The sequence below is a fragment of the Schaalia suimastitidis DSM 15538 genome, from assembly GCF_000429105.1.
GTDB classification, from domain to species: Bacteria; Actinomycetota; Actinomycetes; order Actinomycetales; family Actinomycetaceae; genus Pauljensenia; species Pauljensenia suimastitidis.
Genome location: NZ_AUBF01000010.1, coordinates 85,049 through 97,848, shown reverse-complemented (window position 1 = coordinate 97,848; position 12,800 = coordinate 85,049). Strand labels below are relative to the sequence as shown.

General features: G+C 57.9%; 12 protein-coding genes. 3 read left to right on the top strand and 9 right to left on the bottom strand.

What is annotated here, in order from left to right; genetic code table 11:
• Positions 1–348: 348 nt before the first annotated feature.
• The 3 genes from G438_RS0105415 to G438_RS10970 form a co-directional block, all read right to left on the bottom strand.
• Positions 349–1,584 carry an ATP-binding protein gene (locus tag G438_RS0105415; RefSeq protein WP_026460458.1) on the bottom strand — a complete coding sequence of 412 codons (1,236 nt, stop codon included), beginning with the start codon at positions 1,582–1,584 and terminating at the stop codon, positions 349–351.
• A gap of 92 nt (positions 1,585–1,676) precedes the next feature.
• Entirely contained in the window at positions 1,677–2,009 is a 333-nt protein-coding gene (locus G438_RS12645) for an ApeA N-terminal domain 1-containing protein (protein WP_026460457.1), read from the bottom strand.
• Positions 2,010–2,240: 231 nt separating this feature from the next.
• Positions 2,241–3,542, bottom strand: coding sequence for an ATP-binding protein (locus G438_RS10970; RefSeq protein ID WP_034285280.1), 1,302 nt, complete (start codon positions 3,540–3,542; stop codon positions 2,241–2,243).
• 577 nt (positions 3,543–4,119) lie between these two features.
• Between G438_RS10970 and G438_RS0105400 the strand changes: the two genes are divergently transcribed.
• Together G438_RS0105400 and G438_RS0105395 are read left to right on the top strand one after the other, a co-directional pair.
• Positions 4,120–5,844: a hypothetical protein gene (locus G438_RS0105400; RefSeq protein ID WP_026460456.1), complete on the top strand. Its 1,725-nt coding sequence runs from the start codon at positions 4,120–4,122 to the stop codon at positions 5,842–5,844.
• Between the two features lie 9 nt (positions 5,845–5,853).
• Positions 5,854–6,177, top strand: coding sequence for a hypothetical protein (locus G438_RS0105395; protein WP_026460455.1), 324 nt, complete (start codon positions 5,854–5,856; stop codon positions 6,175–6,177).
• 258 nt (positions 6,178–6,435) lie between these two features.
• Here the strand turns inward: G438_RS0105395 and G438_RS0105385 are convergent, their stop codons facing one another.
• The 5 genes from G438_RS0105385 to G438_RS0105365 are packed head-to-tail and all read right to left on the bottom strand — an operon-like array spanning position 6,436 to position 10,394.
• Positions 6,436–7,065 carry a hypothetical protein gene (locus G438_RS0105385; protein WP_026460453.1) on the bottom strand — a complete coding sequence of 210 codons (630 nt, stop codon included), beginning with the start codon at positions 7,063–7,065 and terminating at the stop codon, positions 6,436–6,438.
• Complete coding sequence (locus G438_RS0105380; RefSeq protein ID WP_026460452.1) at positions 7,062–8,237, bottom strand: DNA adenine methylase; 1,176 nt, start codon at positions 8,235–8,237, stop codon at positions 7,062–7,064. Before G438_RS0105380 ends, G438_RS0105385 begins: the two co-directional genes overlap by 4 nt.
• Positions 8,234–8,848 (bottom strand): hypothetical protein, encoded by a 615-nt coding sequence (locus tag G438_RS0105375; RefSeq protein ID WP_026460451.1) that lies wholly within the window; start codon positions 8,846–8,848, stop codon positions 8,234–8,236. Before G438_RS0105375 ends, G438_RS0105380 begins: the two co-directional genes overlap by 4 nt.
• Positions 8,835–9,725 carry a hypothetical protein gene (locus G438_RS0105370; protein ID WP_131245793.1) on the bottom strand — a complete coding sequence of 297 codons (891 nt, stop codon included), beginning with the start codon at positions 9,723–9,725 and terminating at the stop codon, positions 8,835–8,837. The genes G438_RS0105375 and G438_RS0105370 overlap by 14 nt, the downstream gene beginning before the upstream one ends.
• A gap of 60 nt (positions 9,726–9,785) precedes the next feature.
• Positions 9,786–10,394, bottom strand: a complete 609-nt coding sequence (locus tag G438_RS0105365; protein ID WP_051259333.1) for a recombinase family protein — start codon at positions 10,392–10,394, stop codon at positions 9,786–9,788.
• 226 nt (positions 10,395–10,620) lie between these two features.
• On the opposite strand from G438_RS0105365, the gene G438_RS10965 reads away from it, so the two are divergent.
• Positions 10,621–11,610: a 5'-nucleotidase gene (locus G438_RS10965; protein WP_051259332.1), complete on the top strand. Its 990-nt coding sequence runs from the start codon at positions 10,621–10,623 to the stop codon at positions 11,608–11,610.
• On the opposite strand, the gene G438_RS0105350 is transcribed toward G438_RS10965, so the two are convergent.
• Positions 11,607–12,782 (bottom strand): protein kinase family protein, encoded by a 1,176-nt coding sequence (locus tag G438_RS0105350; RefSeq protein WP_026460448.1) that lies wholly within the window; start codon positions 12,780–12,782, stop codon positions 11,607–11,609. The genes G438_RS10965 and G438_RS0105350 overlap by 4 nt on opposite strands.
• Positions 12,783–12,800 lie beyond the last annotated feature (18 nt).

Below are 12,800 nucleotides of genomic sequence, written 5' to 3'. Positions count from 1 at the left end.
TAACCGACCATTTTTCCACTTGAACCAACGACTCTGTGACATTACACGGTGATGGTCACGGGATTTTTGTTATTCGCCATTCCCACCGTACGGCTCACCTTGGGATTTCCAATTGCAAAAGTGATTTCTTGGTAGGTCTGTGTTTCCCGTAGGGAATACGAAAGAGCGGCTCCCACACGTTCTTTTGAAATGTAGTTCCATTCAATGTGTATGCGAAGTCGAAGGCTCTTCGCTTCTCGTGGAGATAATCCATCACCTGCGCATAGACCTGATCTGAAAACGCCGTCTTTTGTCCCCAATCATCAGCTTCAGTGACCTTTTTAGAACACTACCGCTTCTCTAACAGAACTAATGTATCCCTCCGAGCCAAAGCGATGTTATCGGCAGCGATTCCAAGCGATCTCCCGCCCGTTGTCCCGTTCCCGCGGTCAGGACCACGCCTGCGAGGAATTCATCGCCAAGACGGTCCCTGAGACCTCTCACATGCTTGAAATGTCCGGAGATTGCGGTGACAGCCGACTTCACCTCAACAGCGATGACACCCTGCGGGGTCTCGATGATTACATCAATCTCCGCCCCATCACGGTCACGGTAATGAGACAACTGGTACTCGGTGCTGGACCACGCCTGCTGCCGCGTAAGCTCGCCGATAACGAAGCTCTCCACTAGGGGTCCAAGGTGATCGGAACCTTGGAACGAGGCGAGGTGTTGGGCGTTGAGCCCGGACAGTGCCACCGCCAATCCGCTGTCAGTGAGATAGCACTTGGGGCGCTGGACTTGGCGCTTGGTGAGATTGCGCGACCAGCTGGGCAACCGTTGAACCAAGAACAGCGATTCCAGCAGGTCCAGGTAGCGAGCAACAGTCCCTCTGGCCACACCCAGCTCCTGTGCGAGCCGATCTTGCACCAGCTCGGCCCCGGGCGCGGCGGCAAGCAGTAACAACAGCTTGCGGAGCACGGAGGTTTGCGCCGTTGCCACGTCAGCAGCATCACGCTCAACCAACCGGTTGGCGTAGTCTCGCAGCCAGGCGGTCCGCATCCGAGAGGATAAGCCCTGCACAGTTGGAAATCCCCCTGTGACCAGTCTGCCGATGATATCCGTCCGATCTGCCACAGGAGATGGTTCACGGTCGGCCTGCAGCAGCCATGTCACCCAGTCCTCCTTAACACCAGCGATCTCCCCTTGGGAAAACGGATGCAGCCTGACCGTCATGGCCCTACCCGCCAACGAATCCTCTGCACCGGGGAGACGAAGCAGGTTTGCGGACCCGGTCAGGATGAAGCGTCCAGGGCGTCGATCCGCATCAACGACTGCTTTCAAAGGAAGAATCAGCTCGGGACACCGCTGGATCTCGTCGATCACCAGACACCCTTGCCCCGCAGCGGCAAGGAATCCGATGGGATCATCATGGGCATAGGCACGTGTTGCGTCGTCATCCATGGTCGTGAAGACTGTGGAATCATCACCCAGCATCGAAACAAGAGTCGACTTGCCCACCTGCCGAGCACCTTCCACGACTGCGATCGGTGAGACTCCGAGTACCTCGTCAAGCCAAGGCGCTACGTTCCGTTCCAGCAACTCCATGGAGAAAGATTAGCATTTCGCGGTACGGCCACTGACGAAACGCGATACAAATTAGAACGAAACGCGAAGGCAGTCCTAGCGTATCGCGAGACTTAACACCGGAGATCTTCGCCGAACGGGCCAGTATCGTTCATCCGACAGACACATCGGCTGGTCGCTAGATCTCCTAGGTTCGCAACAGACCGCCAGACGCATCTGAAGCGGAACTCTACGACGTGCCAGAGGATCTGTAAGCGGCTGCCAATGACATGCGCGCCGATGATCGCAATCGTCGCACTCACGGTCTGCATGTCAGGGCTCTCGGCCCACGGAAAGACAGCCCGCTTCGTGCTGGTAGGGACGCAGCCTAGGAGCGTGACCTCACGTTGCTCGGCCACGCCATGAATGACATCCCAGGTCCTAGTGCCCTCGTGGTAGAGCGTCACCCCAAGAGCGAGATTGGAGGTGATGCGGTCCTCAAATGCACCGATCAGCGAGAGCGCGAGATTACCTCACCGCCATGCCGCACAATGCCTGGAACCCACTTATCAGGATCGTCCCGTAGCCACCACAAGCTAGCCGCCTCGACTGCCGCATCGAGATTCAGAGGACCGCTGGTCATTGCTGTTGTTAACAGCTATACATTAAACCTCAACTTCTCTGGGCCTCCAACAGATCTAGTTCCTTGTCACCTCACCAGACGCATTCCCACCAACTGGCGTCCACAAGCGGTCGATGGGGATCACATGCAAACGATCCTGGTAGGTATAGGAGCGCTTACCTGCGGTCATCATAATGCCGCCCAGGAAACGGTCGCCGAGCAGATCCCGAAGTTTGGCCATGCCGCGAAACTCCGAGCCCGGCGCTCGCTCGCTCGCTTTGACCTCTATAGCAAGCACACGTCCGTCATCATGCTCGATGACGAGATCGACCTCGTCGCCGTCACTGGTACGCCAATGCCCGAGCGCAACCGGCTCCCCCAGCCACGAAGCCTGTTTGCGGACCTCCCCCACCACGAATATCTCCAGAAGATGACCAAAATCGGTCAGGGCCGCCGGGTCGAGGCCTCGCAACCGGTTTGGGGTGAGGCGAAGCAGCCGTGCGGCAAGTCCCGAATCGACGACGTGGACCTTCGGCTTGACACTCACCCGGGAGCGCAGCGTCTTGCCCCAGGCAGGAAGCCGCACGACCAGAAACAGATCCTCCAACAGACGCAAGTGATTCTCGGCGGTTGCTCTATTGATCCCCAGGTCCTCCGCTGCGGCGGAGACATTCAGCAACTGCCCCGTCCTCGAAGCCACGTGACCCAGCAGATCGGCAAGGGCCTGACGCTCCCGAACTCGACTGAGCTCAACGGCATCGCGTTCGACCGAAGCACGAACGAAATCGTCAAACCATCGCGCGCGCGACGCCCCTGTACGGCGCAGCGCTAACGGCATTCCGCCTGAGCAGACCCGATCCACATACTCGTCCCTAGAGGTCGTTGATGTGGGGAGCACCGCCACCGTGTCCGCGACATCTGCGAGCAGACGCTCAAGGAAGTCCTCCCGAACGCCGACGATCTCCCCTTGCGACAATGGCCAGATCACTTGCGAATGCAGGCGACCCGTGAGTGCTTGGGCCGTGCGCGGCAAGGTGTCTTGCCGCGTGGATCCCGTGATGACCGCAGTACCCGGATTGCTTCCCTCTCGGTTCAGGCGCGCCTTGATCACGTCCAGGACGTCCGGGAGACGCTGGTACTCATCGACGCACAGCGTCGTAGCCGTCGATACGGCGGACACCAGATTCCCTTCCACGGCCTCACGGACCTCAATGTCGTCGAGGTCGATGACGGTACTTCCCACCTGCGCCGCGAACGTGCGCAGCACTGTCGATTTGCCGACCGATCGGGGACCGTGAAGCGCCACCACCGGCTCCACGCGCACCTGTTCCACGAGGAGCTCTCCCACCCGGCACGGAACGACACTCGTAAGCTTCATGGACCTCACCTAGCATTCGCGAGCCACTCTAGTAAGCAAACATGAGCACCTTAACAAAGCAAATATGATCGCTTGCCGATGCAAACAAACACAGACCCTTCTAGCACACGTGGAGCTTGTGGCCGAGGAAGGTTCCAGCCGAGGAAGCTCCCGGAATCAGACACTGAGTTTAAGCCACTTTATCCCCACATTATAGAATCACGGCAAGATAAAGACTAAGGGCGCGATCATCACCAGAAAAGACCACTGGCACTTTGTTCCGCGTGGATACTAACGCAGTCTCACCACCCTTGTTCCTGGCTATGCGCCGAACTAGGTCCAGCTGTGCGTCTTTCACTCGCTCGCTCCGCTCGCGCCGCATCTGTCAAAGCGTCAGAAACTAGGAAACAACCCCACCTGCCATGGCCCTCAGCAGAGCGCTACCCAGCGCGTCAATCACTTCTTCCCGCCATTACTCATACGTTAAATCTAAACTCATCTGGTTACGGTTCTTCCATCTCCTTAGTCCTGATATTGCGCCGTTTCTACGCTCTCAGGTAGGCTGATACAGTAGGATCGTCCAATAAGGCAGGGTGAGATGGCAGGCGGCACAAGGCGAGCGAGCATCTCCATCCTAAACGGTCGAGCAACGCTGAACCCGCCCAGTGACACTCGCAAGACCTGGACGATCAACTACCGCGATCCCATCACGGGCAAGCCGAAGAGCACCAGCGGAGGGCACACCCGCGAGGAAGCCGAAGACCGCGCAGCGGAGAAACTGGGCGACTGGGTTCCTGAGCATCGACGCAAGGCAGCGACGCCTCCCACCCTTCGTGAAGCCTTCGATGAGTGGATGGAAGCCGAACGTAGCCGGTGGAACACACGAACGGCGGACAACTACTCCTACGTGGGTGAGCGGTTCCTGAGCATCTACGGCGAACAACCGATCACGACCATCACTCCGGCTGACATCGCCAAGATCGACCTGTCGCACCTGTCGCGCGGGCAGCAGAAGAAGACCAGAAGCCTTCTGAAAGGTGTCTTCAACCGTCAGAAGGACAAGTGGCTCCGCTACAGCGTTGAGGAACTCGTAGCCGCTGTGAAGGTGACGGGAACGAACTCGTCTGATCCCAGCGCACAAGTTCGTCGTGGTGACATCCCTCGCCCGGACTGGGTGAATAGCGTGCTGGTATGCGCCTACACGACCGTTGATTCGACCTACACGAGACGGAGCGGACGCGAGGTCATCCTCCAACCAAGTGACTTCAACAGGGGTCTCCCTGACGAAATCGTCGCCAAGCAGCGCCGTGGTATCCCGAACCACTACTCGGATCGAGAGAAGCGCATCGCGGAGGAAGAGGTCGAACTTGCTTCGCGCTTCCGTCAGTACGGTCTGATCACAGCGCTGGGTGCCGGTGGAGCTCTTCGGATCGGTGAAGTCCTCGCGCTTCGAGTTCGCCATTTCCTTGATGAGGACGATCTCGACTTCGAGACGATGCTCGAACCGACGATTGACGATGACACACCACTATGGATGCAGTACATGGGTCGCGTCGAAGTCGTGGAGCAGGCAAGCCAGGCGAGCAAGGGGAAGATCTGGCTGACGCGCCCGAAGGGTCGCAACGGCGGAAAGATCCGAACGGTCTGGCTCCCTGCCGTCTTGCCGGGAGGGAGCAGCTCTCAGTTTGTCTATGGTCGAACGACGGTGCGCGAGCAGATCACGAACTACGTCGAGCGGTTCGCTGATCCGTCCGTGTCGCTCTGGACGATGACAAGGGGCGAAGCGCTGACGCTGTGGTCGTATGGCTACCCGCCGTTGGCGTTCATGCTCTGGCTCAGACTGACTGAGTTGTGGAACAGCCCGGTCGTTCAGCGGCAGGGCAACGTAGCGAAGAAGAAGTCGGTCTTCAGCAGGTTGCTCCTGTTCCCTACGCGAAACCCGGCGAGGCTCGGTCGTGACGGTCTCCCGAACGTGATGTTTGCCCCGAACTGGGAGGGCGACGCCACGATTGTTGAAGACACAGGCACCTACCAGAGCAGCACGAACCTCGCAGTGCGCTACATGAACCCGCTCTACGACTACGTGAGCGAAGAGATGGGCGGTTACTACCCCGCACACCAGCAGAACAAGTTGTCAGGTCGTAGAGGCTGGACGCACCACGGGCTTCGTCACTATGCGATCTCATCTTGGCTTGCGTCGCCGCTTGTTTCACTTCCCAAAGCATCCGAAATGGCTGGACACACCAACGTCGGCTTCACACTTCAGCGCTACGGTCACTTGTTTGGCGGGGATGATGTTGAACGACGCGGCTTCGAAATCTAAGGAGATGAAGTGACTGAACCGAGACGAGAACGGCAAGAGTGGGCACCGCGCAAGGTTGAGCACGCTGTGTCGTTCGAGGACACTCCCGCTCCTGAGGCAACCGAGACGACACTCGTGACCCTCGCGCAGCGGTGGGCGGCTGGTGAGATCTCATTGGACGAAGCGATGTGTGCCGCACGGAGACTGACCTACCCTGTTCGCCGGGAGGCTGATGACGGGCACTGGTTCGACGGAGAACAGGACAACACGATTCAGGCTGTCCAAGCACTCGTCGGCACCGGTCTCACCTTCGAGCAGTTCGCCAAGTTCTCAGAAGAGTTTGCCGAAATCTGAAGGCGCGCTGCCGATGCGAGCAGTTCAGGAAGCAGCACGGATCGCGGCGCGGCTCCAGTCACTGTCTGCTGGACGGGTGACCATCTTGAACATGGGCTGGTCTGACGATGGCAGCCTGCTCCTCGCAGTCAGCACGCCTGAGGGTCGAGTGCGCCTCGCAGTGGCTCCATCGGACTGTCAGGGCTTACGAGAGCATCCGATCCCGGTAATTTGGTCGGAGATCCATCGCGCCGACACCAGATGACCGATAGTAGGCAGTCACTTGCCGATGCTCTCATCAACTCTCAGATCTGATCGTATAGAAGTCACAAAAGCATCGAGCCTCAGAGAGTATTCTGCCATAGCGGCATTGAAGTTCTGAGCGATAAAGCGGTTGTCTCCACGCTCAAACTCAGTCCTCAGGTACTCATCAACGCATTCGGATATCGACTCGAGTTTCTGTCTCACATCGGCACTACCGATGGCTGCCAGTCGGTACACCTCCAACTTCAACTCGTCATTGGCTTCAAAAAGGCTTTGGAGGGCATTAGCTGCACCCTCGTCGCGCTCCTTTGCTTCCTTACGGCGCTGACGAGAGGCAAACAAGTTGGGGTTCTCTCGTCCAGAAAGAGATGAACCCATGGCTAGAAGCGCACGCTCCATTCGATGAACTATGCCAATTGCGCTGAAGTACTCTTCACGGCGCAACCCAAGCAACGAGTCTCTTCTAGTCTCTCGGAGCCCCGTTCGTGTAGTCCGCCACGTTGTGTACGCCCCGACCGTCGCACCGAGCAAGGTACCAAGCAGGGTAAGGATCGACGTACCGTAAAGTTCCCAGAATGACTGACCGGAGGAGACGGCGGCAGCCTCATCGACTGCCTTCAGCACAAAGATCAAGTTGCCGATCATAGATGCACCGACGCCTCTGTCGGAGTCGTTCGTGAAGCGTCAGGCGTCTGGCGGTTGATCAGCGCTTCCAGGGAGGACGCGATCTCCAGATCTCGTTCGGTTGAGCCTTCTCCCCTGTGCTTTGCCGCGATCTCAGCAACCTTCGCCAACCCAGCCGCGCGGTGGGCGCTCTCAACCTCAGAAGCGATGGTCTGTAACTCGATGTCCGTATCGTCAAGTTCATCAACGGGATGCCCCTGATCAGCCAAGGCGCGGAACAGGTGCAGGTTCGCCCACATCCGTTCCTTGTTCGTCTTGCGGGTGCCGTCCTTGCTTACGCCTCCACTCGACCAGACGACGCTCTTAGTGATTGAGTGCCACCCTTCCCACAGCCGTTCGGTGGTGGGGGTTGAAGTGTTCGACATGAGCGCGTACGCACCGTGGTCTGTGGCGAGATCCATCAGCCAGCGGACCTGAGCGGTGATGTTCTGTGTCGCGTCCGCCTTCGCGTACTGATCCGAGATCGTGTACTCCGCATCGGTCGAGTCTGTGGCGTAGGGCGGGTCGAGATAGATGAAGTCTCCGCCGCGCAGTTGCCCTTCGGCTTCCTTGAAGTCGCGGTTGTAGAACACGATCTTGCGTGAGTTCAGAAGTTCCGAGAGTAGCCGGATGTTGGCAATGGGCGGACTGAAGTAGTCCTTGCCGAAGGTGTTCTTCGTATTTCCGTCCTTGCCCACCTTGTAGCCACCACCGAACGAGACGGTGCAGAGGTAGATCATTCGTCCAGCACGCTCGTATTGCGTCTTCAGGTCGAGCAGACCGTTGCGATCCCAGTCTCGGATGCTTAAGAAGTAGTCGCGGCTGTGCCGGTCGCGGTGCTCTTCGAGTTCTTCAACGATCTCTTCGGGGAAGTCGCGCACAGCCTTCCAAGTGGTGATGACCTCTTCGCCGTAGTCGGACAGGTAGAACACCTTGTCGGGGTAGCGTCGCAGCATCTCCAGCGCGACAGCGCCTCCGCCAAGGAACGGCTCGAAGTAGTTGCCAAACTTTTCAGGGATGTTGTTCCTGATGAACGCTAGCATCTTCGTCTTGCCGCCAACGTACGGGTATAGCGGCTTCACAGCCTTGAAGCGGGCTTCGTCGGCTGATGCGGTGGGGATGAGAGCGATCTGAGCCTCGTCGCCGGTTCTCACTTCTCAACCTCCCCAAGCACTTCGGTGTAGCGGTTCATTGCTCGGTCGATGTGCTCCAGCGCCATCTTCAATCCCATCAGCACAGCATCCTCGTGCCCGTACTCAACTTCTTCTAGCGTTGGCAGGTCATCGACCGTTAGTGAGAACTGGTTGAAGAAGGCTTCTGCAAAGCCATCAGGGTCAGTCTCGATTTCGGGAGCGGCACCGGCTTCGAGGTCGCCTCGGATGTCAGCGAGGGTCTCCTCCACCAGCACGGCGTTCGCTGCTTTGTCACTAGTCGCGGCCTTGACCAACCGCTTGATGAACCTGTCCCGCCCGTACTTCATCACCATGCGTGTGTTGCGGTCGGAGATGGTGAAGTAGTCCGGGAGAGCAAGGTGGGAAGCCAACTCGTCTTCGAGGTTGGCGATGTTGAGCAGCTGGTAGGCGCGGCTCCGCGAGATGCCCACCGCGTTCTCCAGCCAGTCCTTGAAACTGGCATAGCCCATTGCCTCCCATGCTCTACCGTCTGCAGCCTTCTTGATGAGGCTCGCGCTCGAGTCGAGGTTCGCTCTGATGCTCTTGGTTAGGAGAACCGCTTCTTCATAGGAGAGTTCGTCACTTGCTGACATAGCCGACGCCTTCCTCGTTGAGTAGGGCTTGCAGCTTGTCGTTCTTCTCGGCTTCGGACAGCCCCTGAGCCGTCATCTCTTCGAGCAGTGCTTCGACCTGCTGACCCACACGATCCGCCTTCGCTTGCTCGTCCGCCGCTTCAGCCTTCATCCGCTCTGAGACGTTGTGGCTACGGTCCTGCGAGACCTTCAGCAACTCATCGAACCGTTCTTGAATGTCACGCTTCGCGCGCGCCAAGAGAGCAACGCCTTCTTCGAGGGTCTCCCGGCTGAGGATCGTCGGGTCTGGGAAGTCACGCGCTTGGTAGCCGACTGACCGGCTGAGCACGACACCAGTACGCGAGTTCCTGACACCACCGCTGACCCTGAAGTCGGCAGGCGACGGCGGTACCGCCTTCGCCCTTGGTTCAGTCTTCTTGCTCTCCGCCGCCTTCTTCGCTTCCTGCTGTTTGGCGGACTTCTCGCTCAGTGAGTCGAGGAGCCGCTTCGCGTTCTCCTGTGGATCGCTACCCGCTTCGGTCTTGAAGGTCTCGATGAACCCTGAGCGCCCGAGAGAGATGATCTTGCGGGTCTGGAGATCGGTGAGCCTGAAGCCGTCGGGGAGCGCCACCGCGTCACAGAGTTCGTCGGAGACCTCAGCAATGTTGAGCAACTGGAACCCGCGAGAGTGCTTCCAGCCGAACTCCTTCTCGAACCACTCACTGAAGCCTGTGTATCCAAGGGAGACCCAGACTTTCCCGTCGTGGGCTTGCTTGATGAGTGCGGACAGTTCCTGAACGTTGGAACGGATCGACTTCGTGAGGGATTCCGCTTGCTTCTTCGTGAGCGGCTTGACCTTAGTCGGTCGTGGGGCTGGCGCGGTTGGTTCAGTAGTCACCATCTCAGGCTATCGGCGTCTACACATGTTTCGCCTGAGCCACTCCGCGCTAGTGAGGTGTCAGACAGCCACCCGATCTGGCTCCGCCATCTGAAGCAGTCGGTAATAGGTAGCGACACTGACCCCGAGTGCCGCAGCCTTCTCCTTGGAGGTGAGGTCCGTGTTGGAGTGGATCTTCCTCGCCTTGGCAACCATCGCACCGTCGTGGGAACGCGGACGACCGCCGAGCCGCCCTTGTGCCCGAGCTGCAGCACGTCCAGCGGAGGTGCGCTCCTCGATCCGGTCTCGTTCAAACTCAGCCAGAGCGCCGAACACGCCGATCATCAACCTTCCGGCGCTCGTGGAGGAGTCGATACCTTCACTCAGGCTCTTGAAAGTGATGCTCCTGCTGGTGAAGTCTTCAATGAGACTGACCAGATGCGAGAGTGAGCGCCCCAGCCGGTCCAACCTGGTGACGACCACCGTGTTGCCGGGGCGGAGATGGTCGAGCAGATCGTCCAGGGCGGGGCGGCTCTTCTTTGCTCCTGACTGACCGGCATCCTCGAACAGACGCTCCGCACCCGTTTCGGTGAGTGCTTGCCGTTGGGAGGCGAGCGACGTGCCTTCCTTGGCTTGCTGTGCGGTGCTGACTCTGATGTAGCCGTAGATCACGTTGCCCTCGATTCTCACCTACTCGTCTATGTCCTAGTTCTGAGAGTATCTCTAGGTTCGGACATTTGAGAATGAGTTTTGAGAAGGTGCATCAAGCCAGTGTGCGGATCACTGCCCTAGATGCGTCTGGTCGACGCCGTGTCTCAGCAACTCGTGATTATTGAGACACGGCACAAGCGCGCGCTGGAAGCACGTCTCACCAGCTAGGCTACGAACAAAGGTCACTACACAGGACGGGTTTCCGATGTCGTACGAACTCGCTGACAAGTTGGTCGTAGGCGTTGCTTCCAGCGCGCTGTTTGATCTCAAAGAGTCCGACGCCGTGTTTCGTGCGCGCGGCGAGGACGACTACCGTGCCTATCAAGAGGAGCACCTAGACGACAGACTGGAACCGGGAGTAGCGTTCCCCTTCGTTCGTCGCCTGCTGTCGCTCAATGACTTCGCTCCTGCCGATTCTCCGCTGGTCGAAGTCATCATCCTCTCGCGGAATGACCCTGAAACCGGTCTACGCGTGATGAGGTCGATCAAGTCTCACAACCTGCCCATCACCCGTGCGATCTTCATGCAAGGGCGCTCCCCCTACAAGTTCATCAAGGCTCTGAGCATGTCGCTGTTCCTCTCTGGCGACCCTGGGGATGTACGGGAAGCGATAGACCTTGGTTTTGCCGCTGGACAGGTCATCGGCGCTCCCGCAAGAGACCCAGAAGGAAAAGACCTCAGAATTGCGTTTGACTTTGACGGGGTGCTCGCAGACGACGAGTCCGAACGCATAATGCAGAGCGACGGTCTCGAAGCGTTCCACGAGAACGAGACCGAAAATGTCCTAACTCCGATGCACGAAGGTCGTCTTACAGATTTCCTAAGGGGCATCAACCGGATTCAGGACATCGAAGAGGGCTTGCGGAGGGACGACCCTACCTACAACCGACGTGTCCATGTGGCAATTGTGACGGCACGAAATGCACCCTCCCACGAGCGTGTCGTCAAGACAATCCAGTCGTGGGGACTGAGAGTCAACGACGCCTTCTTTCTTGGAGGCATCGAAAAGGCTGCGGTCCTCGAAGTTCTCCGCCCCCACATCTTCTTTGACGATCAACGGAAACACCTTGAACCCGCCGCTGATACCGTACCGAGCGTTCATGTGCCCTTCGGCATCGTCAATCAGAAGGCGTCCGCATCCGGTTCAACACAGGCTCCCGAACAGGTGGAACCGCCCAGCCCTGAACCGATCTAGGCAGGTGCGTCCGTGGGAGTTACCTCAAGTTTCTCAACATCAGTGATGAGTTCAAGGACAGTCTGATAGCGCAGTTTGAGGTCAAGAACCGCGCACTTCTGAATGATCTGGCTCACTCTGTCGGTGCCCGAACTCAGCGCTTCCCTCCCCGTGAAGATGTACGAGAGCACCCAGCCCACCGCATACATCTCGTTGAGCACGCCGTAGTTCTTGAAGTCGTGGAGCAGCGGGTCACGTATCGTTCCGCGCATCTCTGTCTGGGTACGAGTAAAGGTGGAGGTCTGATCTTTGACGAGACCAAAGTCTGACAGTTTCACGAGTACCGCGCCGTCGTGGAAGACTTTGAGAAGCACGTTCTGAAGACTGATGTCGCGGTGAAGGAGACCCTTAGCGTGAAGGTAGTTGATTCCGTAAAGGAATTGAAGCGCTATGCGCTTCCTCGACGCGAAGGCTAGGTTAGCGTTGCGCTTCTTGATGTAGTCACGGAGCGTGTCGTCGCAGAACTCCATACGATACTCGTTGCGCTCCTCATTGTATTGATAGACCTCAACGACGTAAGGAAAACTCAACTCCTTCATCACTTTGAACTCGTTCTTGAACCGTTCGAGATCACGCTCATTTACCTCAGGCTTTGCCCGCTTCAGTGCGAACTTGATGCCGTAGTCGGGATCGACGTAGGAGAAAACTCGCGCGTAGGATCCTTCGCCCACCAGTTGAAGTTTCGGCGCTTCGCCGGTCTTTTTCAACTTGATCGTGGTCGCGGGCATACTGAACACCGGCTCGTGCCTGATGATCTCGATCTTTTTGAAATCCTCTGGAACCGGACTGCCGCCGCTCGGAGTGAGCCAAGGTTCGCACCGCTCAATCGCTTCTTGGTACCGGTCATCGAGTTCGACCTCAATCCCAGCCCTCTTCAGGTCGTAGCGATCTTGGTTTAACTCCTTTATCAGGGCAATCATCGCGCGACTGTTATCTGCCCAGTAGTGTCGGGTCGTCTCAGCCCTGCCGTTGATCTCCTCGAAGTGCTGATTGAGTTTTTTATGGAGCACTGCAAACATATGCGAGAACTCATTGTCAGAGTCGTAAAGACGGTCGAACTGTGGTGACGCAGCCTCAGCTTCATACTTCTCACGCAGATCGGAGAGTGCCAGACTTGCCGGACTTGCTACCACTGCCTACTCCTTTGAAAA

What these genes read in the sequence shown, in the direction of transcription:
- G438_RS0105415 (WP_026460458.1), bottom strand. Translation starts at nt 1,584, where the DNA reads ATGGAGTTGCTGGAACGGAACGTAGCGCCTTGGCTTGACGAGGTACTC.
- G438_RS10970 (WP_034285280.1), bottom strand. Translation starts at nt 3,542, where the DNA reads ATGAAGCTTACGAGTGTCGTTCCGTGCCGGGTGGGAGAGCTCCTCGTG.
- G438_RS0105400 (WP_026460456.1), top strand. Translation starts at nt 4,120, where the DNA reads ATGGCAGGCGGCACAAGGCGAGCGAGCATCTCCATCCTAAACGGTCGA.
- G438_RS0105385 (WP_026460453.1), bottom strand. Translation starts at nt 7,065, where the DNA reads ATGATCGGCAACTTGATCTTTGTGCTGAAGGCAGTCGATGAGGCTGCC.
- G438_RS0105375 (WP_026460451.1), bottom strand. Translation starts at nt 8,848, where the DNA reads ATGTCAGCAAGTGACGAACTCTCCTATGAAGAAGCGGTTCTCCTAACC.
- G438_RS10965 (WP_051259332.1), top strand. Translation starts at nt 10,621, where the DNA reads ATGTCGTACGAACTCGCTGACAAGTTGGTCGTAGGCGTTGCTTCCAGC.